The 23,650-nt window shown below is 72.9% G+C and carries 13 protein-coding genes; 6 read left to right on the top strand and 7 right to left on the bottom strand.

The window, feature by feature from the left end; genetic code table 11:
• Positions 1–30: 30 nt before the first annotated feature.
• From ACFV9D_RS29890 to ACFV9D_RS29880, 3 genes are all read left to right on the top strand, one after another.
• Positions 31–837: an HlyD family efflux transporter periplasmic adaptor subunit gene (locus tag ACFV9D_RS29890; protein ID WP_385152949.1), complete on the top strand. Its 807-nt coding sequence runs from the start codon at positions 31–33 to the stop codon at positions 835–837.
• A 149-nt stretch (positions 838–986) separates the two neighbouring features.
• The gene (locus ACFV9D_RS29885) at positions 987–3,104 is read left to right on the top strand and encodes an NHLP family bacteriocin export ABC transporter peptidase/permease/ATPase subunit (RefSeq protein WP_385153101.1); all 2,118 of its coding nucleotides are present in this window, start codon (positions 987–989) and stop codon (positions 3,102–3,104) included.
• A gap of 94 nt (positions 3,105–3,198) precedes the next feature.
• Positions 3,199–6,072, top strand: a complete 2,874-nt coding sequence (locus tag ACFV9D_RS29880; protein WP_385153098.1) for an NHLP bacteriocin export ABC transporter permease/ATPase subunit — start codon at positions 3,199–3,201, stop codon at positions 6,070–6,072.
• Positions 6,073–6,100: 28 nt separating this feature from the next.
• On the opposite strand, the gene ACFV9D_RS29875 is transcribed toward ACFV9D_RS29880, so the two are convergent.
• From ACFV9D_RS29875 to ACFV9D_RS29850, 6 genes are all read right to left on the bottom strand, one after another.
• Positions 6,101–9,607 carry a protein kinase gene (locus ACFV9D_RS29875; protein ID WP_385152946.1) on the bottom strand — a complete coding sequence of 1,169 codons (3,507 nt, stop codon included), beginning with the start codon at positions 9,605–9,607 and terminating at the stop codon, positions 6,101–6,103.
• Entirely contained in the window at positions 9,604–13,050 is a 3,447-nt protein-coding gene (locus ACFV9D_RS29870) for a protein kinase (RefSeq protein WP_385152943.1), read from the bottom strand. Before ACFV9D_RS29870 ends, ACFV9D_RS29875 begins: the two co-directional genes overlap by 4 nt.
• Positions 13,047–14,420 carry a protein kinase gene (locus ACFV9D_RS29865; RefSeq protein WP_385152940.1) on the bottom strand — a complete coding sequence of 458 codons (1,374 nt, stop codon included), beginning with the start codon at positions 14,418–14,420 and terminating at the stop codon, positions 13,047–13,049. The genes ACFV9D_RS29870 and ACFV9D_RS29865 overlap by 4 nt, the downstream gene beginning before the upstream one ends.
• Entirely contained in the window at positions 14,417–16,870 is a 2,454-nt protein-coding gene (locus ACFV9D_RS29860) for an AAA family ATPase (RefSeq protein ID WP_385152937.1), read from the bottom strand. The genes ACFV9D_RS29865 and ACFV9D_RS29860 overlap by 4 nt, the downstream gene beginning before the upstream one ends.
• A gap of 163 nt (positions 16,871–17,033) precedes the next feature.
• Positions 17,034–18,218, bottom strand: a complete 1,185-nt coding sequence (locus tag ACFV9D_RS29855) for an MFS transporter (RefSeq protein ID WP_385152934.1) — start codon at positions 18,216–18,218, stop codon at positions 17,034–17,036.
• Entirely contained in the window at positions 18,215–19,069 is an 855-nt protein-coding gene (locus ACFV9D_RS29850) for a DMT family transporter (protein WP_385152931.1), read from the bottom strand. The genes ACFV9D_RS29855 and ACFV9D_RS29850 overlap by 4 nt, the downstream gene beginning before the upstream one ends.
• Positions 19,070–19,233: 164 nt before the next feature.
• On the opposite strand from ACFV9D_RS29850, the gene ACFV9D_RS29845 reads away from it, so the two are divergent.
• Together ACFV9D_RS29845 and ACFV9D_RS29840 are read left to right on the top strand one after the other, a co-directional pair.
• Positions 19,234–20,298: an AI-2E family transporter gene (locus tag ACFV9D_RS29845; RefSeq protein ID WP_385152928.1), complete on the top strand. Its 1,065-nt coding sequence runs from the start codon at positions 19,234–19,236 to the stop codon at positions 20,296–20,298.
• 106 nt (positions 20,299–20,404) lie between these two features.
• Complete coding sequence (locus ACFV9D_RS29840) at positions 20,405–22,249, top strand: serine/threonine-protein kinase (protein ID WP_385152925.1); 1,845 nt, start codon at positions 20,405–20,407, stop codon at positions 22,247–22,249.
• A gap of 96 nt (positions 22,250–22,345) precedes the next feature.
• On the opposite strand, the gene ACFV9D_RS29835 is transcribed toward ACFV9D_RS29840, so the two are convergent.
• On the bottom strand, positions 22,346–23,173 hold the full coding sequence (locus ACFV9D_RS29835; RefSeq protein ID WP_385152922.1) for an N-formylglutamate amidohydrolase: 828 nt from the start codon (positions 23,171–23,173) through the stop codon (positions 22,346–22,348).
• A gap of 77 nt (positions 23,174–23,250) precedes the next feature.
• On the opposite strand from ACFV9D_RS29835, the gene ACFV9D_RS29830 reads away from it, so the two are divergent.
• Complete coding sequence (locus ACFV9D_RS29830; protein WP_385152919.1) at positions 23,251–23,616, top strand: zinc ribbon domain-containing protein YjdM; 366 nt, start codon at positions 23,251–23,253, stop codon at positions 23,614–23,616.
• Positions 23,617–23,650 lie beyond the last annotated feature (34 nt).

Below are 23,650 nucleotides of genomic sequence, written 5' to 3'. Positions count from 1 at the left end.
CCGAAACGAATGCAGTTGAAGGAATAGTCCGTGCAGTTCCGCCAAAAGGCACTTTCCAAGCTGCAATCGCCCGAAGAACTCGACGTGCCGGTACGTTTCGCGCGTCCCCAGGGCCGTCTCGTCCTGGCCGTCACGGTCGTCGTCATGGCCGTCGCGGGATTCTGGGCGCTCACCGGCACGGTGTCGTCCAAGCTGAGCGCGCCCGGCATCCTCACCCGCGCCGAGGGCAGTTACCTGCTGCAGAGTCCGGTCGCCGGACAGGTGACCGACGTCCTCGTCGAAGAAGGTCGTGCGGTGTCCGCCGGGACACCCCTGCTCACCGTCCGTACGACACAGGGCGACCAGCCCGTGCGCGCGGTCGCCGACGGCCGGGTGACCACGCTGTTCGCCAGGATGGGTTCGGTCGTCACCACCGGCGCCGACGTGGCGACGGTGGAGCGCGTGACGCGCCCCGACGATCCGCTCGTGGCCATGCTCTACCTGCCCGGCGACAGCGCGTCGACGATCCAGGTCGGCGCCCCGGTCGACCTGAGCGTCCAGTCCGCCCCCCGCAACCGCTTCGGCGTGCTGCGCGGCCATGTCAAGGCGGTGGGCCGCGCGCCCCAGACGCAGGCGCAGATCGGCAACTTCCTCGGCGACAGCGGACTCGCGGCCCAGTTCTCCCGGCAGGGCAACCCCGTCGCGGTGCTCGTGACCTTGGACCGCTCCTCCGTCACCACGTCCGGCTACACCTGGTCCTCCACGGACGGCCCCCCGAACGCCATCGACTCCGGTACACCGGTCACCGGCGCCGTCCACCTCACCGCGCAGCGCCCCGTCGACTGGCTGCTGCCGTGAGCGCGCGCAGGGAAGCGGCCCAGGAGTCCGCCCGTACCCGCGCCCGTTCGCGGTCGTCGGCCCGTCGGCTCCCGCCCGCCGGGCGCCGCCACCGCCCCGCCCCCAAGGGCAGGAAGCCCCGGACCGTCCGCACCCCCACCGTGCTGCAGATGGAGGCCGTGGAGTGCGGCGCCGCCGCGCTGGCCATGGTGCTCGGCCACTTCGGCCGCTTCGTGGCACTGGAGGAGCTGCGCATCGCCTGCGGCGTGTCCCGCGACGGGTCCCGGGCGAGCAACGTCCTCAAGGCGGCGCGCAGTTACGGACTCCAGGCCAAGGGCATGCAGATGGACCTGGCCGCACTGGCGGAGGTCAGCGCCCCGGCCATCCTGTTCTGGGAGTTCAACCACTACGTCGTCTACGACGGCATGGGCCGGCGGTTCGGCCGCAGGGGCGTGTACGTCAACGACCCCGGCAAGGGGCGCCGGTTCGTCCCCATGGACGAGTTCGACACCAGTTTCACCGGCATCGTGCTCACCTTCGAGCCCGGCGCGGGCTTCCGCCGCGGCGGGCGCAAGCCGGGCGTCCTCAGCGCCATGCCGGCGCGTCTGCGCGGCACGTCGGGCACCATGGCGGCCGCCGTGATCTCCAGCCTCCTGCTGGTGGCCGTCGGCGCGTGGGTGCCCGCGCTGAGCCGTACGTACATCGACATGTTCCTCATCGGGAGCCAGACCTCCCTGCTGGGCGTCCTCTTCGCGGCGATGGCGACCACACTCGTCCTCACCGCGACGCTCACCGCGGTGCAACAGGCCAACCTGCTGCGCGGGCGGATCATCTCCTCCACCCTGGGCAGCGCCCGCTTCCTGCGCCACCTGCTCAGACTTCCCATCACCTTCTACGCCCAGCGCAACCCGGCCGACCTGGTCCAGCGTCTGCAGTCCAACGACGCGGTCGCCGAGACCCTCGCCCGCGACCTGGCCGCCGCGGGCGTGGACGCCGTGGTCGTCCTGCTCTACGCGGTGCTGCTGTGGACGTACGACCCGCAGCTCACGGTCGTCGGGGTGCTGATCGCGCTGCTCAACGTGGTGGCGATGCGGATCGTGATCCATCTGCGGGCCACCAACACCCAGAAGCTGCGCGCCGAGAGCGCCCGGCTCACCAACACCTCGTACAGCGGTCTCCAGCTCATCGAGACGATGAAGGCCACCGGCGGCGAGAACGGCTTCTTCCGCCGCTGGGCCGGGCAGCACGCGACCACCCTCGACGTCCAGCAGCGGCTCGGTGTGCCCAGCGCGTGGCTGGCGGTCGTGGCGCCCACCCTGGCCGCGCTCAACAGCGCGCTGATCCTGATGATCGGCGGTCTGCGGGCGGTGGAGGGACACCTCTCGGTCGGTCTGCTCGTCGCCTTCCAGGCCCTGGTGACCAGCTTCACCGCGCCGATCACGCGTCTCAACGGTGTGGCCGGACGGATCCAGGACTTCGCCGCCGACGTCGCGCGCCTCAAGGACGTGGAGAACTTCCCCGTCGACCCGCTCTACACGCGGCGCGAACCCGCCGCCCGCACCCGCCGGCTCAAGGGCCATGTGGAGCTGGAGGACATCACCTTCGGCTACAGCCCCCTGGACGCCCCGCTGTTGACGGGCTTCTCGCTCTCGGTGGGCCCCGGGCAGCAGGTCGCGCTGGTCGGCGGCTCCGGCAGCGGCAAGTCCACCGTCTCCCGGCTGATATCCGGCCTGTACGCCCCCTGGGAGGGCGCGATCCGCATCGACGGGATGCGACTCGAGGACATCCCGCGCAGCGCGCTGGCCGCCTCCGTCTCCTTCGTCGACCAGGACGTGTTCCTCTTCGAGGGCACCGTCCGCGACAACATCGCGCTGTGGGACCCCTCCATCCCGGACGAGGCCGTGGTCGCCGCCCTGGAGGACGCCGCGGTGTACGACGTGGTCGCCCGGCGCCCGGGCGGCATCCACAGCCGCGTGGAGCAGGACGGCCGGAACTTCTCGGGCGGCCAGCGCCAGCGTCTGGAGATCGCCAGGGCGCTCGTGCGCCGGCCGAGCATCATGGTCCTCGACGAGGTGACCAGCGCCCTGGACGCGGCGACGGAGCAGGTCATCATCGACAACCTGCGGCGCCGCGGCTGCGCCTGCGTGGTCATCGCGCACCGGCTGAGCACGGTGCGCGACAGCGACGAGATCGTCGTGCTCGACCGGGGCACGGTCGTGGAGCGCGGGCGGCACGAGTATCTGGTCGCGGCGCAGGGCCCGTACGCCGAACTGGTCAAGGAGCACTGAGGTGACGTTCCCTCACCACCCCACGGTCCACGGCGACGACGCGGCGGCCACCGGCCACGGCGCGACGGCCGTCACCGGCGCACCGTACGGCGCCGTGGTCCACGACCCGGTCGTCGCGGCCCTGGGCGGGCTCGGGTCCGCGGTCGACTGCACCGGCATGCGCAGCATCTCCCTCGAAGGCCCGCACGTGCTGTGGCTCGTCGTCGACGGCGCCATGGACCTGTTCGCAGTCGACAGCGCCCAGCTCGGCCCCTGGCACTTCCTGGGCCGGCTGGACGCGGGCACGCTGCTGCTCGGCCCGGTCGAGGGACCCGAGCACACGCTGATCGGGCGTCCTCTGCAGGGCTGCCTGCTGCGCCGGGTCGAGCTGCGGGAGCTGTACCGGCCGGAGTACGGCGAGCAGTGGGACACGCAGCAGTGGGAGACGAACCAGTGGGCGTCGCCTCAGTGGTACGGCGAGCAGGGGCAGTACGGCGCCGCCGAGCCCCAGCTGAGCCCCCTGGAGCACGCCTTCGCGCTCGGCATCGGACGTGGGCTGCGCGTGCTGTACCAGGCGCCGCTGGACGGCCGCGCCACCACTGACGGGGCCGGCGCGGACGACGACATCCTGTGGATGCAGATCACTCCCGGCAGCGTGCAGTACGGCGCCGCGTACGAGGGATACGGCGAGGATGCGGCCGGCACCCTGCTCGTCGACCAGGCGATGTGGCACGGCATGGTCGACCAGCAGTACCGGCTGCTCTACGCCCTGGACACCTGGATCGAGCAGCTCGAGCGCGCCCACGAGGACCGCACGGCGGCCGGGATCGAGGCCGGCGAGGCCGCCCGCACGCAGGCGGACCAGGCGCTGCTCGACTCCATCGGCCGCTCCGGCGCGTCCGGCAAGGGCTCGCGCCGCCGCGCGAGCGACGACGCGACCTACGCCGTGTGCCGTCTCGTCGCCGACGAGGCCCGCATCACCCTGACCGAACCGACCGACGCGGGCGCCGCCTCCGCACGACTCGACCCGGTCGAACGCATCGCGCTCGCCTCGCGGATCCGCACCCGTGTCGTCAAGCTCAGCGGTCGGTGGTGGCGGGAGTACAGCGGGCCCCTCGTCGGTCGGCGCGAGGACGACGGGGCCCCGGTCGCGCTGCTCTGGCGGCGCGGCCGGTACGAGGCCGTCGACCCGGCCACCGGCGAGCGGGAGCGCGTCGGCAGGACCAACGAGGCCTCCTTCGAACCACGCGCCGTCATGTTCTACCGCCCCTTGCCCGACCGGCCGCTGGGCCTGCCGGCGCTCGTGCGCTTCAGCGTGCGGGGCACCCGCACGGAACTGCGGAGTCTCCTGCTGGGCGGTCTGGTCGCGGTCGGCCTGGGTTCGCTGGTGCCCATCGCCACCGGCAAGGTGCTCGGCGAGTACGTGCCCGAGGCCGAGAACGGCCTCATCGTGCAGACCGCGCTGGCGATCGTCGCGACCAGCGTCGTGTCCGCCGCGTTCATGCTGATGCAGAACATCTCCATCCTGCGCATGGAAGGCCGGATCGAGGCCACGTTGCAGCCCGCGGTGTGGGACCGGCTGCTCCGGCTGCCGACCCGGTTCTTCGCGGGCCGCTCCACCGGCGAACTGGCCAGTGCGGCCATGGGCATCAGCTCCATCCGCCGGGTGCTGTCCGGCATCGGACCGATCGTCGTCCAGGCGGGCACCGTCGGCACGATGAACCTGGTGCTGCTGCTCGTCTACAGCGTGCCGCTCGCGTTGGCCGCGCTCGCCATGCTGCTCGTCATCGCGGCGGTCTTCCTGGCCCTGGGACTCTGGCAGCTGCGGTACCAGCGGCAGCTGATCAAGCTCGGCAACAAGCTCAACAACCAGGCGTTCCAGACCCTGCGCGGGCTGCCCAAGCTGCGCGTCGCCGCGGCCGAGAGCTTCGCCTACGCCGCATGGGCCGGCGAGTTCGCCCGCACCCGAGAACTGCAACAGAAGGTCGGCCGGCTCAAGAACGTCGTCGCCGTGCTCAACGCGGTCTGTCTGCCGCTGTGCAGCCTCGTGATGTTCATGCTGCTCGCAGGGCCGGCTCGGGGCTCGATGTCCGCGAGCGAGTTCCTCACCTTCAGCACCGCCGTGACGATGATGCTGTCCTCGGTCACGCAGCTGACCGGCGCGCTCCTGTCGGCGGCCGCCGTGCAGCCGATGTTCGAGCAGGTCAAGCCGGTCTTCCGGGAGACCCTCGAGGTACGCGGCTCCAGCACCCCGCCGGGTGAGCTGAGCGGCGCCGTCGAGGCCCGGAGCCTCTCGTACCGGTACACCGACGACGGTCCCCTGGTCCTCGACGACGTCAGTTTCCAGGTGCGGCAGGGCGAGTTCGTCGCGATCGTGGGGGCGAGCGGCTGCGGCAAGTCGACGCTTCTGAGGCTGCTCATCGGCTTCGACAAGCCCGTCTCGGGCAGCGTGCTGTACGACGGTCAGGACCTGGCGGCCCTCGACCAGGCGGCCGTGCGCCGCCAGTGCGGCGTCGTCCTGCAGAACGCCCAGCCGTTCTCGGGCTCCATCCTCGACTGCATCTGCGGCACCGAGACGTTCCCGCTCGAGGACGCGTGGGCGGCCGCCGCGCTGGCGGGCCTGGCCGAGGACATCAAGGCGATGCCGATGGGCATGCACACGATGCTGTCCGACGGCGGGGGCACCATCTCGGGCGGTCAGCGTCAGCGGCTGATGATCGCGCAGGCCCTCATCCGCAGGCCCCGGGTCCTCTTCTTCGACGAGGCCACCAGCGCGCTGGACAACGAGGCCCAGCGCGTGGTGATCGAGTCCACCCGCGCCCTGAACGCGACCCGTGTCGTGATCGCCCACCGCCTGTCCACGATCATGGACGCCGACCGCGTGATCGCGATGGCGGACGGCCGGATCGTCCAACAGGGCCCGCCCGCCGAACTCCTCGCCGACACGGACGGCCTGTTCCACGAACTGGTCCGCCGCCAACTGCGCTGAACCGGCACCCTGATCCGCCGGACAGGCCCTAGGCGCCTCCGAGTTGCCAGTCCAGTTCCCAGAGGCGCATGGTTCCGTCGTCGCTTCCCGATACCAGGAAGCGGTCGTCCGGTGTCAGCGCGATGCCCTGGACGTCAGCCGCGTGTGCGTCGAGGGTGCGAAGGCAGCGTCCGGTGGCGGTGTCCCAGATGCGGAGGGCTCCGGCCCGCTCGGCGGAGACCGCGAAGCGGCCGTCGGAGGTCAGCCGGGCCATCAGGACCTGACCCGACCTGTCCATGTCCTTCTCGCCGTCGCCCCCCGAGGGGTCGGCCACCTCGAAGCCGCGGACGAACTGCCCGGTGGCGGCGTCGAGCAGCCAGAGCGTGTGGCCCTTGTGGTCCCCTGCGCACAGCACGTGGCGGCCGTCCGCGGCGAGGCACACCGAGTCGATCCAGGTGCCCTCGTGCGGGATGCTCAGACTCGTACCGGCCTCGACGTCCCACACCCTGACCTCCCCGTCGGATCCGCCGGAGACCGCCCGCCGCGCGTCAGGGCTCAGCCACACGGCGTTGGACCAGGTGCCGTGACCCGTCAGGGTCCGCACGCAGCGGCCGCTGGTCAGGTCCCACATCCGCAGGTCGTTGTCGCCGCAGACGCCCAGGGCGAGCAGTCCGTCGGCGCCGAAGGACACCGCACCGCGGTCCCCACTCGCCCCGATGCCTTGCGGCCCCCACCGGCCGTCGGGCTTGCGGGTGTCCAGGCGGACCGGCCAATGACCGTGCGGCGCCGTCCACATGGTGATCCTGCCGCCCCCGCTGGCCATCACCCGCCGCCCGTCGACGCTGAGCGCGACCGCGGCGCCCCCTTCGCCCTCCCACTCCTTGAGCCGCTCGCCGTTCGTGGCGTCCCACACCCCGACCCGCTCTCCACCGCATGCGATGCGCCGGCCGTCCGCGGAGATCGCCACCGACATGTCGGACACGGCTCCTGGGAAGGTGCGTACCGGTGTGACGGCGCGCAGCCCCACCCGGACCGTCGCCGCCCCCAGGGCTCGCCACGCGTCCAGCACGTCCGGGGTGCGCTCGTGGCCGGGCACCGCCCGGGCCCGTTCCAGGAGTTCGAGGGCCTCGGCGTGGCGGCCCGCGGCCATCGCTTCCCTCGCCGCGGCCAGCAGCGTCGCCGCCCGGCGACCGTGCCGGTCGAGGTCGTCGTGGCGGCGGGGGACGCCGAGCAGGGGTGCCGCGGTGAACGCCCCCGGGAAGTCCCAGCTCCACCACCGTGCTTCGTCCCGGTCGACGGACACCGCGGAACGGGCGTCGGCACCGAACAGGACGCGCTGCACCCCGCCGGGGTGCCCCCGGAAGGTGCGCAGGCAGCGGCCCCGGTCCAGGTCCCAGAGTCGTACGCCGTCGTCGTCCCAGTTCGCGGCCAGAGCGAGGCGACCGTCCGGGCTCAGCGCGAGCGTCGTCACCCTCCAGTGGGGCCCGGTCACCGCTCCTTCCTCCCGACCGCTGTCCACGTGCCAGCGCTGGATCCGATGGCGGTTGACGCCGACGTTGGACGCCAGGGCGACGTAGCGTCCGTCGGCGCTCAGGGACATGGCCTGCACGTACGCATCGGCGGGCACGCTCCAGAGAGAGCGCGCCGATTTCAGGTCCCATACGGCGATGGTGCCGGTCTTGTCCTTGCCCTCGCCGTTGCTGGACTCGGTCAGGACGCGGCTGCCGTCGGCACTGACCTCCACGTGGGTGAACGGCGCATCGCGGCCGGTGCCCAGCCTGCCCAGACCCTTGTGCCACGGGCCGGTGGGAAAGTCCCAGGCGCCCAGCGTGCCGTTCACCAGGGCCACCACGATCCGGGCGTCGCCGCTCAGCCGCAGGTCGTCGACGCGGGCGAGCCTCGGGCTGACCCTGGGGACGCGCAGGCCCAGGCTCCGCCCCTCGGCGAGGTCCCAGAACCGGAGGACGCCGTCCTCGTCGGCGGAGACGGCGTTGCGGCCGGTGGCGTCGACGTCGAGAGCGACGACCTCCTTGTCATGGCCCTCCAGGGTGAGTCGGCACTCCCCGCTCCGCAGGTCCCACAGCCGGATCCGCCCGTCACGGCCGCCGGTCACCGCAACGGTCCCGTTCGTGGACAGCCGGGAGCGGGCACCGAACATGGTCGCGTCGTCCCGCCAGGGAAGCGGACGCGTCAGGGTGAGGCGGGCGTCGGCCACCCGTCCGGATCGCAGGGCCTGCCGGATGGCTTCGACCTCCCGTGGCGCGGGCCGGTCCCGGTCCGTCTCCTCCAGGAGAGAGCGGGCACTGTCACGGTCACCGCGCTCGAGGTGCACCTGGGCCAGCATCTGCCGGGCCTGCCCGGGGTCGGTGTCGGTGTCGCCGCGCAGGGTCTCCAGGACGGCGACGCATTCGTCGTCCGTGATGGCACCGCCGCGCCACTCGTGCAATCCCTTGTTGTACGTGGCCCGGAGATGCCGGGGGTCGGCGGCGAGGGCGGCGTCGAACGCCCGCTCCGCCTCCCGCGCCCTCCCGAGGTCGAGCAGGGACAGGGCCCGGTTGTTGAGCTCGTCGGCGCGCAGATCGGCGGCCACGGGCACGGGCCGGTCGTACGACGTGCCCGTCATCTGTCCGTACAGTTCGGCCAGTTCCTCCGCGAACTCGGCCGCCGAGGCGGGCCTGCGCGCCGGGTCCGGGCGCAGGCACCGCGCGAGGAGACCGGGGAGTCCGTCCGGCATGGCGGGCAGCCGCCGCCCGTCCCCGGCCTCGCCGCCCATGCCGCCCTCCGCGAGGTACGACTCCAGCGCGGCCCCCGCCACGGGCCCGGCCATCCACGTCACGCCGCCGGTGAACATCTCGAGGACCGACACGGCGAAGCTGTAGAGGTCGGTACGCCGTCCCAGCCGCCCGCCCGCCACCTGCTCGGGTGAGGCGTAGGGCAGCGACAGCCCTCCGCGCGTGACCAGGACCGTTCCGCCCGGCAGGTCGGTGCCCACCGGAGCCCCGGGAGAGACGGCGCCGGCCCGGGCGAGTCCGAAGTCGGTCACCTTCACGGTGCCGTCCTCGTCGACGAGCGCGTTCCCCGGTTTGACGTCCTGGTGCACCAGACCCCGGCTGTGGGCGTGCTCGAGCCCCCACGCCATCTGGATCGCGAAGTCGAGGATCCGCGCCCGAGCCGTCGCCTCGCCGCCCGCGTACAGCCGGCCGTCCCTGATCCACTCCGCGAGGCTGCCGCCCGCGACGTACTCCGCGAACACCCGCGGAGTGCCGTCGAGGTTGCGGACGTAGTGGCATCCGCAGACGTGCGGATGGAGCCCGAGCGACACCCAGGTCTCCGCCTCGGCCACGAACCGGTCCAGAAAGCCGTCCGTCGCCAGCAGCTCCGGGCGTGGGGACTTCACCGCCAGATCCGTCCCCCACTCCAGGTGGCGCACGCGGTACACGAGCCCCATCCCGCCCTGCTCGTGGACCCGCAACACCTCGTACCGGCCGTCGACGACCTCCCCGACCCGCCACAGTTCAGACGCCCGGGCCGTTCCCCCGGCCCCTCCCCCGGTCACACCCATCGTTCCCCCGCTTTCCCTTCCTGCGCCGCGAGCTCCCAGTCGAGCTCCCACAGCCGCAACGCCCCGTCCTGGTCGCCGGACAGCACGAATCGCCCGTCCGGGGTCAGTGCCACATCGGTGATCGGCCGCGCGTGTCCGGTGAGGACGGACAGACAACGACCGGTGCCGGCGTCCCAGACCCGTACGGCGCCGTCCCCTCCACCGGACACCGCGAACCGTCCGTCGGCGGTGAGCCGCACCACGGTGGCCTCGGCCGGTTGTTCGTCGAAGACGCGCAGACACGCGCCGCCGGCCGCGTCCCACAGCCGGATGGTGGGGTCGCCGCGCGTCCCGCTGGACAGGATCCGGGTCCCGTCCGCGCTCAGGCACACGGACGCAACCGGTCGGTGATGGCCTCTCAGGGTGCGGACGCATGCACCGCTGTCCAGGTCCCACAGCCGCAGAAGTCCGTCCAAGCCGCCGGAGACGGACGTCCGGCCGTCGTCGCCGAGCCAGATCACCGAGACACCGCCGCTGCCCCGCAGGGTCTGTACGCGGCGCCCGGTGTGCACCTCCCACAGCCATCCGGGGTAGTGGTGGTTCGCCGCCAGCGCGTAGCGTCCGTCGGCGCTGAAGCTCACGTGCTGGGCGCCGCCCACCTGGTCCTGGTCGAGCCCCGTCAGCCGGGCGAAGTCGTGGACGGACCACACGTCGACCCGGCCCATGCACGCCGTGAGGAGGCGTTCCCCGTCGGGGCTCAGCGCGACCGTCTTCACGTATCCCGCGCCGTGACGTGGCCGACAGGTGCCGGTCGTGACGTCCCAGACGCGTACGGGTTCGTAGCCGCCTGCGGACACCGCCCACCGGCCGTCGGCGCCGAGGGCGACCGCCGCGACGTGGGACATTCCCTCGGCGGTGAACGTCCGCACCGCCCAGGCCGCGCGCAGCCCGGCCTTCGGAAGGACCTGGCCGAGCGCGTTCCACGCGTCCAGCAGCCGTGGGGATCGTTCGTGGCCGGGAACGGCGCGGGCTCGGGCGAGCAGGTCGCGCGCGGCGGTGTGGCGGTGCTCCGCCCGTGCCCGCTCGGCCTGCGCCACGAGGGCGTCGACGTCCCCGCTCAGCCGGTCCAGCTCGGCCGGGCGCCGTGCCCGGCTGAACTGAGGTGCGGCGACCGGCTCTCCCAGCGGCTCCCACTCCCACCAGCGGGCCGTGTCGTCGGAGGCGACGGACAGACCCGAGCTCCCGGCCGCCCCGATCAGTACGCCGCGCACCCCACTGCGATGACCGCGGAAGGTCCGGAGGCAGCGGCCGCGGTCCAGGTCCCAGAGCCGGACCGAGCCGTCGGCCCCGCCGGTGAGCAGGGATCGCCCGTCGGCACTCAGGGAGAGGGTCGTGACTCTGTGGTTCGTCGAGAAACGGCGTACGCAGCGTCCTGTGGCCAGGTCCCAGACGCGCAGCACCCGGTCGCCGGTGGCGGTGACCGCCCTGCTCGCGTCGGCGTCGAGGCACACGGCCGTCATGGAGGTTCCGTAACCGTGGTCGGGCAGGACGAGCCTGCTGCGGCCCGTCTCCAGGTTCCACAACGTGGCCGGGCCGCCCTGCTTGCGGGTGGACAGCGCCCACCGCCCGTCGTCACTGACCTCGACCCACCGCGTGTCCTGCCAGCCGTCGAGGCGGCGCCGCCGGATCGGTTCTCCGGTGCCGACGTCCCACACCCACACCTCGTCGTCCACGACCACGGTCACCCGCTGCCCGTCGCCGCTCAGCCGCACGAGTCCGGCCTTGCGCTCCGGGTCGGTTCCGCGGAGGGGGAGGCTCCGCAGGCAGCTGCCGTCGGCCAGGTCCCAGAACCGTACGGTGCCGTCGGCGCCGGCCGAGACCGCGATCCGTCCGTCCGCGTCGGCGTCGACCGTGTTCGGCTGCGCGGTGACGGTCAGCCGGCACGCGCCGCTGGTGAGATCCCACAGCCGCGTCGTACCGTCGCCACTGCCGCTCGACATCGCCCACCGGCCGTTCTGCGCCAGGCGGCTCGCGTGCAGGATGCCGTCCCGCTGCCAGGGCAGTTCCCTGGTGCCGAGGCAGCGGCCACCGGGCACCTGTCCGGCGAGGAGCGACCGTCGTGCCGCGCGGACGTCGGGGTCGCCCGGGCGCTCGCCTTCCAGCTCGTCGAGGTGCGCGCGGGCGGCGTCGAGGTCCCCGCGTTCCAGATGGACCTGCGTGAGGAGAAGGCGGGCCTGCCACGGGTCGTCGGTGCGGGCCCGCAGGGTGTCGAGGTCGGTGATGAGGGCCTCGTCGGTGAGCACGACGGCGGCCTCGTGGTGGCGGGTCGCCGGTCCGTCGGGCGCCGCGTCGCCGCGCCGCCAGCGCATCAGGCCGCGGTGGTACGTGGCGGCGAGGTGCTGAGGGTCGCGTTGCAGGGCCTCGGTGAAGAGGGACTCGGCCTCCTCTTCCCGGCCCAGTTCGAGCAGGGACAGGCCCCGGTTGTTGAGCTCGTCGGCGCGGGCGTTGTCGGTGACCGGCGGCGGGGGTGGAGCGGCGCGACCGGTCGAGCGCTCGTGCAGGGCGGTCAGTTCGTCGGCGATCTCGCCCATCGACCGTGGCCTGAGGGTGGCGTTGCGCTGAAGGCAGCGCCTGAGGAGTTCGGCCAGTTCGTGCGGCATGGGCGGCGTCCTGCCCATGGTGGTGCCCGGGTCGGCCAGGTGCTCCTCCAGTGCGGCGCCCGCGGCCGGTCCGGCCATCCAGGTCACCCCGCCGGTGAACATCTCGAGCACCGAGACGGCGAAGCTGTAGACGTCGCTGCGCCGCCCCAGCACCCACCCGACCGTCCTGCCGCCGGCCTGCTCCGGCGAGGCGTACGCGGCCGTGTGCCACGCGCCCGCTCCGCCGGCCGGATCCGGACTCGCCGACGCTCCGACATGGGCCCCGGCGAGTCCGAAGTCGGTCACCTTCGCGGTGCCGTCGAGGTCGAGGAGCACGTTCGCGGGCTTGACGTCGCGATGGACCAGACTCCGGCGGTGCGCGTGATCGAGGCCCCACGCCATCTGCGCGGCGACCCGAAGGATCCGCGCGAGTACGTCGTCCGTTGCTCCCTCGTACAGCCGGCCGTCGCGGATCCAGTCCGCGAGGCTCCCGCCCGGCACGTACTCGGCGAAGACGCAGGGCACCCCGTCGACGACCCGCACGAAGTGGCAGCCGCACACGTGCGGATGGAGGCCGAGCGAGATCCACAGATCCGCCTCGGCGACGAACCGCTCACGGTCCTCCGGGCCGCGCAGGTGGGCGGGGCGCGGGCGCTTCATCGCGAGGTCGGTGCCCCAGGTCAGATGCCGTACCCGGTACACCAGGCCCATGCCGCCCTGCTCGTGCACGCGCAGCACTTCGTACCGGCCCTCGATCACGTCCCCGACCCGCCAGACGGCGGCCGGGGGTGGCACCGGCCCGTGGTGGTCCGACGTCACGAGCGCGGTACCGCCCCTCGGAGGGCCTCGCGGAATTCTGCCGCGCTCGCGAACCCGATCCGCGGCTGCTCGCGAAGCGCATGGTCGATGACGTCGGCGAGGGCGCGCGGGATGCCGGAATCCCGTCGGCGGATCGGTACGGCGGGCGACTGCAGGATGATCTGCCACGGGTCCTGGTCGCGGGGGAAGTCGCGCGGGGTGTACCCGGTCAGCGACTGGTAGAGGCAGGCGGCGAGGGCCCACACGTCCACGGCGGGCGGCGCCTTCTTGAAGTTGACGACCTGTTGGCGCGGCATGAAGTGGGGCTTGCCCGCGGTCGTGCCGGTGCGGGTGAGTCCGCTGAGGCCGGCCTGGTCGAAGGCCTTGGCGATGCCGAAGTCGCCGGCCTTCGCGGTCGTGGAGCCGTCGGCGTTCTCGTGCAGCAGGATGTTGGAGGGGCTGAGGTCGCGATGGACGACGCCCTGGCGGTGGGCGTGGTCGAGTCCGTCGAGCACCTGGAGGGCGATCGGGACGGCCTCGGCCACGGGCAGCCGGCCCTGCCTCCGTCGTAGGACGCGGTCCAGGCTGCCGCCGGTGCAGTACTCGGTGGTGAGGTAGAAAGTGCCGTCGGCGAAGCCGGAGTCGTACAGGGTGGCGATGTTCGGGTGCCGCAGGGCCCGCGTGATCTCCGCCTCCCGGAGGAAGCGGGCCCGTGCGTCGGGGTTCGCCGCCACCTTCGGCAGCATCACCTTCAGCGCCACCTCGCGGCCGGTCGCCTCGTGGCGGGCGAGGTACACCGCGCCCATGCCACCGCGGCCGAGTTCGCGCAGCAGGGTGTGGCCGGCGATGGGGGCGAGGTCGGGGCGCCCCGTGTCGGCGAGTTCGAGCAGGTGCTCGATCACGGCGGAGGGCTCCGACCGGCAGTCCGTGCAGAGGTGGTCACCGGCCCTGGTTCCGCCGTCCCCGTCGGCCGGGCCGCCGCAGTTCGCGCAGCGGGCGAGGGGCAGCGTGCGCGGTGCGTGGATGTCGACGCGGAAGACGGTCTCACCGAGCCGGATCTCGTCGCCGTCGGCCAGGTCGTGCTCGGGGAAGGTCATGGCCGCACCCTCTTGCGGCGTCTGGTGGCTCTCGCGCTGGCCGATCTTCTTCCCGTTGACGTAGGTGCCGTTGAGGCTGCCGAAGTCCCGGATGCGGATGTCGGGCGGGTTGATGTCGAGCAGGCAGTGGTGGCGGGAGACCGTGTCGTGGTGCTCGTCGCTCGGCAGCCGCGGCGAACAGTCCTTGCTGCGGCCGACCACGCACGTCGTGCGCTCGTCGAAGACGTACGTGTCCGGGTCGAGCCTGCCCTCGACGAGCGTCAGGGTGACCGTGGCTGTGGGGGCGGCCGTCATCGTGCCGTTTCTCCTTCTACGAATTCCAGGTCCGTGGCTCCGCCGTCGACGACGACCTCGGAGCCGTCGTGGAAGCGTCCGGACAACAGCGAGGTGCCGAGCGGCTGGACCAGCAGGAGCTCGACTGCCTGCTCCAGCGCACGGGCGCCCGACGGCACGCCATCGGTCTGTCGCAGCACCAGGTCACAGGCGTCGTCGGTCAGCGTGAGGGTGATCCTCCTGGCGGCGAGGCGGTCACGGACGCGGTCGACGAGCTTGTCGAGGATGCGCCGCAGCGCGGGCCGGGACAGGGGCTCGAAGACGACGACCCGCCCGATCCGGCCGAGGAGTTCGGGACGCAGGGCCTCGGCGAGTGCGGCCCGGACCCGGTCGGCGGCTCGGTCGGCCTCGGGGACTTCGAGGACGTCGCCCGGTCGCGGCGACGGGGCGAAGCCCAGCAACCGGGGTCCGGGGACCGGGCCGACCGGGCCGGACCCCAGGTTCGAGGTGAGGATGACGACGGTGTCGGTGAAGGAGACTCGGCGCCCACGGGAATCGGTCAGCTGCCCCTCGTCGAAGATCTGCAGGAAGACGTCCAGGATCTCCGGGTGGGCCTTCTCCACCTCGTCGAACAGCACGACGCTGTGCGGATGGTCGCGCAGCGGGCCGCTCAGTTGCCCTTCGCGGTCGTGTCCGACGTAGCCGGGTGGGGCACCGAGGAGCCGGGACAGCGCGTACCGCTCCTTGTACTCCGACATGTCGATCCGGACGAGTCGACGCTCGTCGCCGAAGAGGAACTCGGCCACCGCTTTGGCCAGTTCGGTCTTGCCGGTGCCGGTCGGGCCGGCGAGGAGGAACACACCGATGGGCCGGCGCGGGTCGCCGAGGCCCGTTCTGGCGGTGCGGACGGCGTCGGCCACGACGCGGACGGCCGCGTCCTGGCCGATGACCCGGCGGCGCAGGTGTTCCTCCATGCGGAGCAGGCGCCGCGCCTCGCCCTCGGTGACGCGCTCCAGCGGGAGCCGGGCGCGGGCCGCCACCGCGGCCGCCACCTCGTGGCTCCCGACGGTGGCCCGGTCGCGCTGCCCGGGCTCGGAGGCGGGTGACGCTGCGGGGGACGACGCGGGGGACGGCGCGGGCACGGGGCTCAGCGTCTCGATGCGGGCGGTGGAGCAGGCCTGGTCGACGATGTCGATGGCCTTGTCCGGGAGGCGTAGCTCAGGGAGGTGACGTATCGTCAGATCGATGGCCGCCGCCGGGACGTCCTCGTCGATCTCCACCCCGTGGTGCGCGGCCAGCGTCGCGCACACCTTCTCCAGGATCTCCACGGCCTCCGACCTGGTCGGCTCGTCGACCCAGATCACCTCGAAGCGGCGTTCCAGCGCCGGATCCGCCTCGATGTCCCGCCGGTACTCCCCCGGAGTGGTGGCGCCGACGCAGCGTAACTCTCCCCGCGCCAAAGCGGGCTTGAGGATGTCGGCGGCGTTGCTCGCTCCCTTTCCGCCGGCACCGAGCACCGTGTGGAGTTCGTCGATGAAGAGGATCAGCTCCGGAGACTCCCGGGCCTCGTTCAGCACGGCCTCCACGCGCGCCTCGAACTCGCCGCGGTATTTCGTGCCCGCGACAAGCGCCGCCATGGACAGCTCCACCACGCGGGCACCGGCGAGTCCCGCCGGCGCTCCGGGCGCGACGAGACGGGCGGCGAGGCCCTCCACGATGTTGGTCTTGCCCACCCCGGCGTGCCCGACGAGGACGGCGTTGGCCTTGCGCTGCCGCACGAGGACCCGAGCCAGGATGCGCAACTCCTCGCGACGGCCGATCAGTTGTGGCAGCTTGGCGGCGCGGGCGAGCCGGGTGAGGTCTCTGCCGTACGTGTCGAGGGCGGGCGTCTCCCGCCGTTCCGGCTCAGGAGCAGCCTCCGGCTCGGGCTCGGCTTGCTGATCGGCCTCGGGGGCGCGATCGGGCTCCCGCTCACCCTCGGGAAAGAGCGCGGCGAGCGGATCGTCGAGGCCGAGCTTCGCGAAGAGTTCGGCCGCCCTGGGCATGGGTGATTCGAGGACGGCCCGGAGCAGGTCGCCGGCGCCGAACGCCTCGGTCCCGGCGATCTCACCGGCCCGGACGAAGGCATCGCGTGCGGCGGGGCTCCGGGGCGGGCCCGCTTCGGGCGGGGGCGCGGGGGCGAGGGCGGGCGCGTCGGTCTCGAGGACGGCGCGCAACCGGCGGCGGAAGAGGTGCGGATCGATGGCGGCCCGCTCGAATCCACGGCGTATCTCCTGGGCGTTCGCCCCGATCTCCGCGCGCTGCGACGGGGACATCCTGCTCGCTTCGAGAATGCGGCCGAGGTCGGAACGGCACAGTTTGGTGAGGGCCAGCAGCAGATGTTCCGGCCCGACGTGCGAACTCCGCACGGCCCGCGCCTCGATCCGGGCCAACCCGAGCACCAGCGCCGTGCCGTCGGTGTACGCCTGCATCCCGCCCCCGTGTCCCCTCGTGTCCCCCCGTAGGACCCCTGATCGATTCTTCCGCCGACGCCGCCGAGCGGAGCGTGTATCCGGAAGATTTCTCCGGTCATTTCGATCACGAGCCGCGCGGGAGGCGACACCGGGATGGCGTCCGGTGGGCCGCCGGGTGAACCTAGGCGGCCGGGCGGCGGGCCAGATAGAGGCCGGTGGTCGCCGCGAGCAGCGTGACGCAGCCGGTGAAGGTCAGCCCGGCGGCGTCCAGACCGATCCACATCGTCAACGCGCCGACACCCACGACCGGCAGGGAGATGCCCGTGTAGGCGACGACGAAGAACGAGGAGATCGTCGCCGCCCGGTGCGCGGGCGGGGCCGCGTCGCCGACGGCGGTCAGTCCGGCCCGGAAGGAGAGGCCCTGGCCGAGCCCGCCGCAGGCGGCGCCGGCCACCAGGAGGGGCAGCGCCTGCGCCCAGAGCGAGGCACCGACGAGGAGGAGACCGAGCACGAGGACGAGACAGCCGAGCGGCAGGGCGGCCCGCACCGACAGCTTCCCCGTCAGCGACTGCCCCACGGTCGAGGCGAGGAACACCGAGAAGACCACGAGACCGGTGACGGCCAGGTTGGTGATGCCGAGGGTCTCGGAGACGAAGCTCGGCGCCACGGCGGTGAACAGGCCGAGGAGCGAGAACCCGGCGAAGGCGGCGAGCGCCGAGGGGGTGAAGACGCCGCGCACCTGGGGCGGTACGTACAGACCCTGCGGCCTGGGCCGGGTCCGGAGGCGGGCGTGGGGGACCGTCTCCGGCAGGAGCAGGACGATGACGCAGGCCACGCAGACCAGCCCGAGGTGGGTCAGGAACGGCAGGGACAGGGGCCTCGGGGCGTACTCGGCAAGGAATCCGGCCAGCAGGGGTCCGCAGCCGAGGCCGCCCATGTTCGCGGCGGTCGCGGCGAAGCCCGCGCGCGATTTCCGCTCCGGCCGCGCCAGTTCCAGGACCGTGACCGTGCCCGCCCCGCTCAGCAGTCCGGCGGAGAAGCCCGACAGCAGCCGGCCGGCGAAGAGGAACGGCAGACCGCCCTCGAGGAGGAAGCACGCCGCGCTCGCCGCGGCGAGGCCCAGTGCGGCCAGCAGGACGGGGCGCCGCCCCGCCTCGTCCGAGTAGTTGCCGACCAGCAGCAGGGTGGCGATCACACCCACGGCGTAGCTGGCGAAGATCACCGTCACCATCAGCTCGGAGAAGCCGAGTTCCTCGCGGTACAGCCCGTACAGCGGTGTGGGCAGCGTCGTGCCGGCCATGCCGATGGCGAAGACCGCTGCCGCCGCTCCGTAGCCGAGGTGTCGTCCGTGAAGCGAGGGCGTCACGCCGTGCTCACCCCGCCACGTGCCAGTGCGAACACGCCGAAGACGATCAGGCCGACGCCGAGCACCTCCGGGAGGAGCCACCATCCGGTCCGTACGTGCTCCTCGTACAGCAGGACGCCCAGCATGAGGCTCACCGTGGCGTCCCCCAGGGTCAGGGCCGGTTGCGAGGCGACGAGCGGGCCGCCCTGCATGGCGTGTTCGAGCAGCAGGAGGGCGGCGATCCCGGTGACGCAGAAGGCGTACGTCTGCCAGGTCGTCAGGAAGGCGCTCAGACCGCCCTCGTCGAGGATGTGCATCGAGGCCTTCATCAGCGCCGCGGTGAGCGCGTAACAGATCGCCGTGGCCGCGCCCAGGCATCCGGCACGGGCGCGCCCGGCCGGCCTTCGCAGCCCGGCCGCCGCGAGCGCCACCGCCACGGCGCCGCTCACCGCGAGCGCCGGAATCCAGCGGTCCAGTTCCACGTGCGTACGGTTTCCGGTGGGCGAGGCCGCCATGAGCGCGATCCCGAGCCCGAGCACCACCCCTCCCACCGCCGGCCAGAGCGCGGCGGGCAGCCGCTCCCGAGTCATCAGCGAGGCGATCAGGAGCGCGAGCGGAAGCTCGAGCACGAACAGCGGCTGTACGAGCGAGAGCGCGCCGGTCGCCAGGGCCGCCGCCTGCCCGACTCCGGCGGCGATCACCGCGACGATGCCGGCCAGCCACAGCGGTCGTCGCAGCAGATCGAGGATCAGTCCGGGCCGGAACGAGTCGGACTGGGGAACGGTGAGCGCGGCCCGGCGCTGAAGCACCGTGGCGAGCGCATTGCTGAACGCGGCGAACACCGCGAACAGGACCGGCAGGACGATGCCCATCCCCCGATACTCACCGCGCCGGATGACGGCCGCCGCGACGACACCGGCCGGGGCCTGGGGTTCACCCGCGGTATTCGCCCGTCCGGACCCCCCGAGCACCGATCTCGGGCGAATGTGGCGGCGCGCACGTGGTCCGCCGGGCCCCCGGTGGTACGTCGTTGGCCATGCAGCCAGGCACACCACCGCAGGTGGTCCCCTTCCTCCGCACCGCCGCCGCGTACGCATGGCGTCTGCTCGTCGTCGGAGCAGTGGTGTACAGCCTGTTCGCGCTGCTCGGGCGCTTCCACGAGATCGGGGTGGCGGTCTTCCTCGGTCTGGTGGCCACCGCGCTGCTGCGCCCGGTCGCCGACGTGGTCGCCCGGGGGCTGCCCCGCCCGCTCGCGGTCGCCCTCACCCTCCTCGGCAGCATCGCGCTCGTCCTCGGGGTGCTCGCGCTGGTCGGCGAGGCGGTGGAGGGTGATCGGACCACGCTGGTACGCGAGTTCCGGGACGGCGTCGACCGGATCGAGGACTGGCTGGAACGGCCCCCGTTCCGGCTGAACCCGGAGGCGCTGTCCGACGTCCAGTCCAGGATCGGGCGGTTCCTGTCGAGCCACCGGTCGACGCTGTTCAGCGAGGCGGTGAGCGGCGCGCACCGTCTGGTGGAGGTCCTCACGACGCTGGCGCTGGCGTTGTTCTGCTCGGTGTTCTTCATCCACTCCGGAGACCGGCAGTGGGGCTGGCTCCAGGAACAGTTGCCGTCGTCCGTGCGCGGCCGGGTGGCGATCGGCGGGCGCGCGGCGTGGCGCACCTTCACCGGCTACACGCACGGAATCGTGCTGGTGGCCGCGGTGAACGCGATCCTTGTCGGGCTCGCGCTCTGGCTGCTGGGGGTCCCCCTCGCGGTCCCGCTGGCTCTGCTGGAGTTCATGGCCGCGTTCATCCCGCTGATCGGCTCGCCGGTCGCACTCGCGGTCGCCGCCGTCGTCGCGCTGGCGTCCCAGGGTCCCTGGGTGGCGGCGATCGTGGTCGCCCTGATCGTGGTCATCGGCCAGATCGAGGGACATCTGCTGCACCCCCTCGTCATGAGCTGGGCCGTGCGGCTGCATCCCCTGGTGGTGGCGATCTCGGTGATCGCGGGCGCGATCGCGGCGGGCGTCGTGGGCGCGGTGGTGGCCGTGCCGCTGGTGTCGGTGATCTGGTCGGTCCGCACGGCGTTGCGCGAGGCCCATGAACCGCAGAAGGGCTGAGCCCGCCGGCCCCTCCACCCGGCTCACGGCGCCGTTGGACGCCGGTGGCCCCGGTTTGGATAGGGTGCCGGTCGACAACGGGGAACTGTGTGGGAGACATGAGTTGATGAGTGGTCAGCAGGCGGGCCGTGGCGGCGCTTCTCAGATTTTCCAGCCGCTGGCCGGGGACGATCCGACCACCGTCGCCGGCTACCGGCTGGCCGCGCGGCTCGGCGCGGGCGGTATGGGCAAGGTGTACCTGTCGTACACGCCCGGCGGGCGGCCCGTCGCCATCAAGGTGATCCGGCCCGAGTTCGGTGACGACGCCGAGTTCCGGCGCCGGTTCGCGCAGGAGGTGCAGTCGGCGCAGCGGGTGCAGGGGCTGTTCACCGCGCCCGTCATCGACGCCGACACCGACGGCCCCATGCCCTGGCTCGCGACCGCGTACGTGCCCGGGCCCTCGCTCGCCGACGCCGTCCTGGCCCACGGGGCGCTGCCCGTCGAGACGGTCCTGCTGCTCGTGGCGGGCATGGCGGAGGCCCTGCACGTCATCCATGGCGCGGGCATCGTGCACCGCGACCTCAAGCCGTCCAACGTCCTGCTCGCCGCCGACGGGCCCCGCGTCATCGACTTCGGCATCGCCTACGCCGCCGACGCGACCTCCCTCACGGGCAGCGGCGTCACCATCGGCACCCCCAGCTTCATGGCCCCCGAGCAGGCCCAGGGCGGCGGCCGGGTCACCCCGGCCACCGACGTCTTCGCGCTGGGGCAGGTCGCGGCGTTCGCGGCGACGGGAACGCCGGCGTTCGGCGAGGGGACCTCGCACGGCGTCCTGTACCGGATCATCCACGAGGAGCCCGATCTGAGCCGGGTCCCCGAGCGGTTGCAGGAGCTGGTCGTCCGCTCGCTCGCGAAGGACCCCGCCGCGAGGCCGTCGGTCGCCGAGATCATCGCCCTGTGCCAGGCCGCGAACGCCGAGACCGTGCTGCGGCGCGCCGAGGACTGGCTGCCGAGCACGGTGGCCGCCGACATCACCGTACGTGCTGCGGCGCCCGCCCCCGCCTCCGACCGGACTCCGCCGCCTCCGGGATACGCCCCCACGGCACCGGCCACCCCGCCGGCGGGCTACACCCCCACGGCTGCGCCGACCCCGCCGGCCGGCTACACCCCCACGGCAGCGGCGACGCCTCCTCCCGGGTACTTTCCCTCCGCCCACTCCGCTCCTGCTCCCGCCCACTCCCCCGCGGGGCCCGCCGCGCCGGGGCCGACCCCGCCCGCCGGGCTCGCCTACGCCCCGACGCACGCCGCACCGCATGCCCCGCATGCGCACCAGTTCCCCGGTATGCCGATGCCGCCTGCGCCGCGGCCGCCGGCGGCACCGCGCAAGCGGGGTCCGCTCGTCGCGCTCGCCGCCGCGCTGGTCTTCGGTGTCGCCGCGGGTGGCACGGCGTACATGCTCCTCAAGGAGAAGGATCAGCAGACGCAGGGCGGCAGCTCCTCGCCGAGCGGCAGCTCCTCTCCGGGCGGGCAGGGCGGCGGCGGCACGGACGCCGGGGCGAAGCCGAGCACCGCGCCGCAGCCGAAGCCCGCCGAGTTCAAGGGCATCAACCTCACCGCCGGGTACCACCTCACGCTCGGGGACGACGCCGTCCGACCGCAGCAGGGCGAGGACGGCATGTACGAGCTCTCCTACGACACCGGTGGCTACCTCGACGCGGAGAGCTCGGGCGGGAACCTCGTCCTGCTCGACGCGGGGCAGCAGGGGTCGCTCGCGACCTGCCGAGCGGACACCCGCTACACCCAGAACGTCTATCTGGAAAAGCTGTCGAAGGGGCGGCAGGTCTGCGTCACGACCGGCACCGGACACATCGGCCTGGTCACGGTCCGGGGCTTCTCGGCCGAGGACTCCCCGAGCGACTACATGACCCTGGACCTGACCGTGTGGCGCAACGCCGTCGAGTCGTCGGGCTGAGGCCTCACTCGGTGCGGTGGGCGCCGACGACGGTCTGCGAGGCCGGCCCGGCGGGCGCGGTGGTCGGCGCCTCCGCGGTGCTCACCAACGCAGCGGTCAGCCGGGGCGGCGAGACCCGGGACCGACTCCGGTCCCCGCCGCGTCGACCAGCTCCGCCAGGGCCGCGGCGAGTGCTTCGAGGCCCGGCCCGGCGGGGCCGCCGGGCTCCTTCATGTAGACGTCGCGGCGGATCTCCACCATCAGCGCGCTGACCCGCGTGTCCCGGCCGTAGTGCTCCAGCGGCACGTACGTGCCCGCGAAGGGGCTGTCCGTCCCGACCCCGCCGAAGCCGGCGAACGCCGTCCGCGCCGCCGCGAGCAGCGCGGGCGGCGTGTGGCGGCGGTCCGTGCCCAGACAGATCGGCGGGCGCGGACCCTCGCCGTGCAGCTCGTACGGCAGGGGCTCGGTCGGGTACGAGTGCACGTCGATGATCACGGCGCTGCCCACGGTCGCCAGCCGATCGGCGACGGCGGCGGTCATGGCCCGCGCGTACGGCTCGAAGTACCGCTCCAGGAGCGGCCGCGGGTCGAAGCCGGCCGGCCGCAGCTCGGCACGGTGGGTGGTCCGGGTGTACACCGCGCCCATCCCGACGGCGATCATCTCCTCCCGTTCGTCGGGGAAGCGTTCGGGGTCGACGACCAGCCGCGAGAGCCGGTTGACGAACCGCCAGGGAGTGACGCCGGCGGCGCTCGCGGCCAGGTCGGCGATCCGCTCCGTGTGGGAGTCGGTGATGTGGTCCAGTTCGCGTGCGAGTTCCTCGTCGCCGAGCACGATGCCCTCGCGCACGTCCGGAGGCACCGTGCGGGAGGAGTGCGGCACGTGGAGGAGAACAGGGGATTCGGGATCCCCGGGGAGGAGGTGGAAGGAAGGCGATGTGTCGGTCATCCGTCGGTCCCAGCGGTGCGGTTCGCCCCCGAGGGCTCTCGGGCGCGTGTACGAGCTCACTGAAATAGAATGGATCCGTGACCGAGAACCTTCCCCCGTGCCCCGAATGCTCCAGTGCGTACACCTATGAGATGGGCGCGCTCCTGATCTGCCCCGAGTGCGGCCACGAGTGGTCCCCCACCGCGGCCGGCGCCGCTGCGGCCGGCACCGCCACGGGCGGGGAGAAGGTGATCAAGGACGCGGTGGGCAACGTGCTCGCCGACGGCGACACGGTCACGGTGGTCAAGACCCTCAAGGTGAAGGGCAGCCCGTCGGGCATCAAGGCGGGCACCAAGGTGCGCAACATCCGCCTCGTGGACGGCGTGGACGGCCACGACATCGACTGCAAGGTCGACGGGTTCGGCCCCATGCAGCTGAAGTCCAGCGTGGTGAAGAAGGCCTGAGCCGGGGCGCGGCACCGCCCCCAGCCTTGGGGGG

Source organism: Streptomyces sp. NPDC059875 (assembly GCF_042731085.1).
Classification (GTDB): Bacteria; Actinomycetota; Actinomycetes; order Streptomycetales; family Streptomycetaceae; genus Streptomyces.
This window is presented reverse-complemented; position numbering and strand designations above follow the sequence as displayed.

Excerpts from the sequence above, each read along its gene's own strand:
- ACFV9D_RS29885 (WP_385153101.1), top strand. The coding sequence starts at position 987 with ATGGAGGCCGTGGAGTGCGGCGCCGCCGCGCTGGCCATGGTGCTCGGC.
- ACFV9D_RS29840 (WP_385152925.1), top strand. The coding sequence starts at position 20,405 with ATGAGTGGTCAGCAGGCGGGCCGTGGCGGCGCTTCTCAGATTTTCCAG.
- ACFV9D_RS29860 (WP_385152937.1), bottom strand. The coding sequence starts at position 16,870 with ATGCAGGCGTACACCGACGGCACGGCGCTGGTGCTCGGGTTGGCCCGG.
- ACFV9D_RS29835 (WP_385152922.1), bottom strand. The coding sequence starts at position 23,173 with ATGACCGACACATCGCCTTCCTTCCACCTCCTCCCCGGGGATCCCGAA.
- ACFV9D_RS29845 (WP_385152928.1), top strand. The coding sequence starts at position 19,234 with ATGCAGCCAGGCACACCACCGCAGGTGGTCCCCTTCCTCCGCACCGCC.
- ACFV9D_RS29865 (WP_385152940.1), bottom strand. The coding sequence starts at position 14,420 with ATGACGGCCGCCCCCACAGCCACGGTCACCCTGACGCTCGTCGAGGGC.
- ACFV9D_RS29850 (WP_385152931.1), bottom strand. The coding sequence starts at position 19,069 with ATGGGCATCGTCCTGCCGGTCCTGTTCGCGGTGTTCGCCGCGTTCAGC.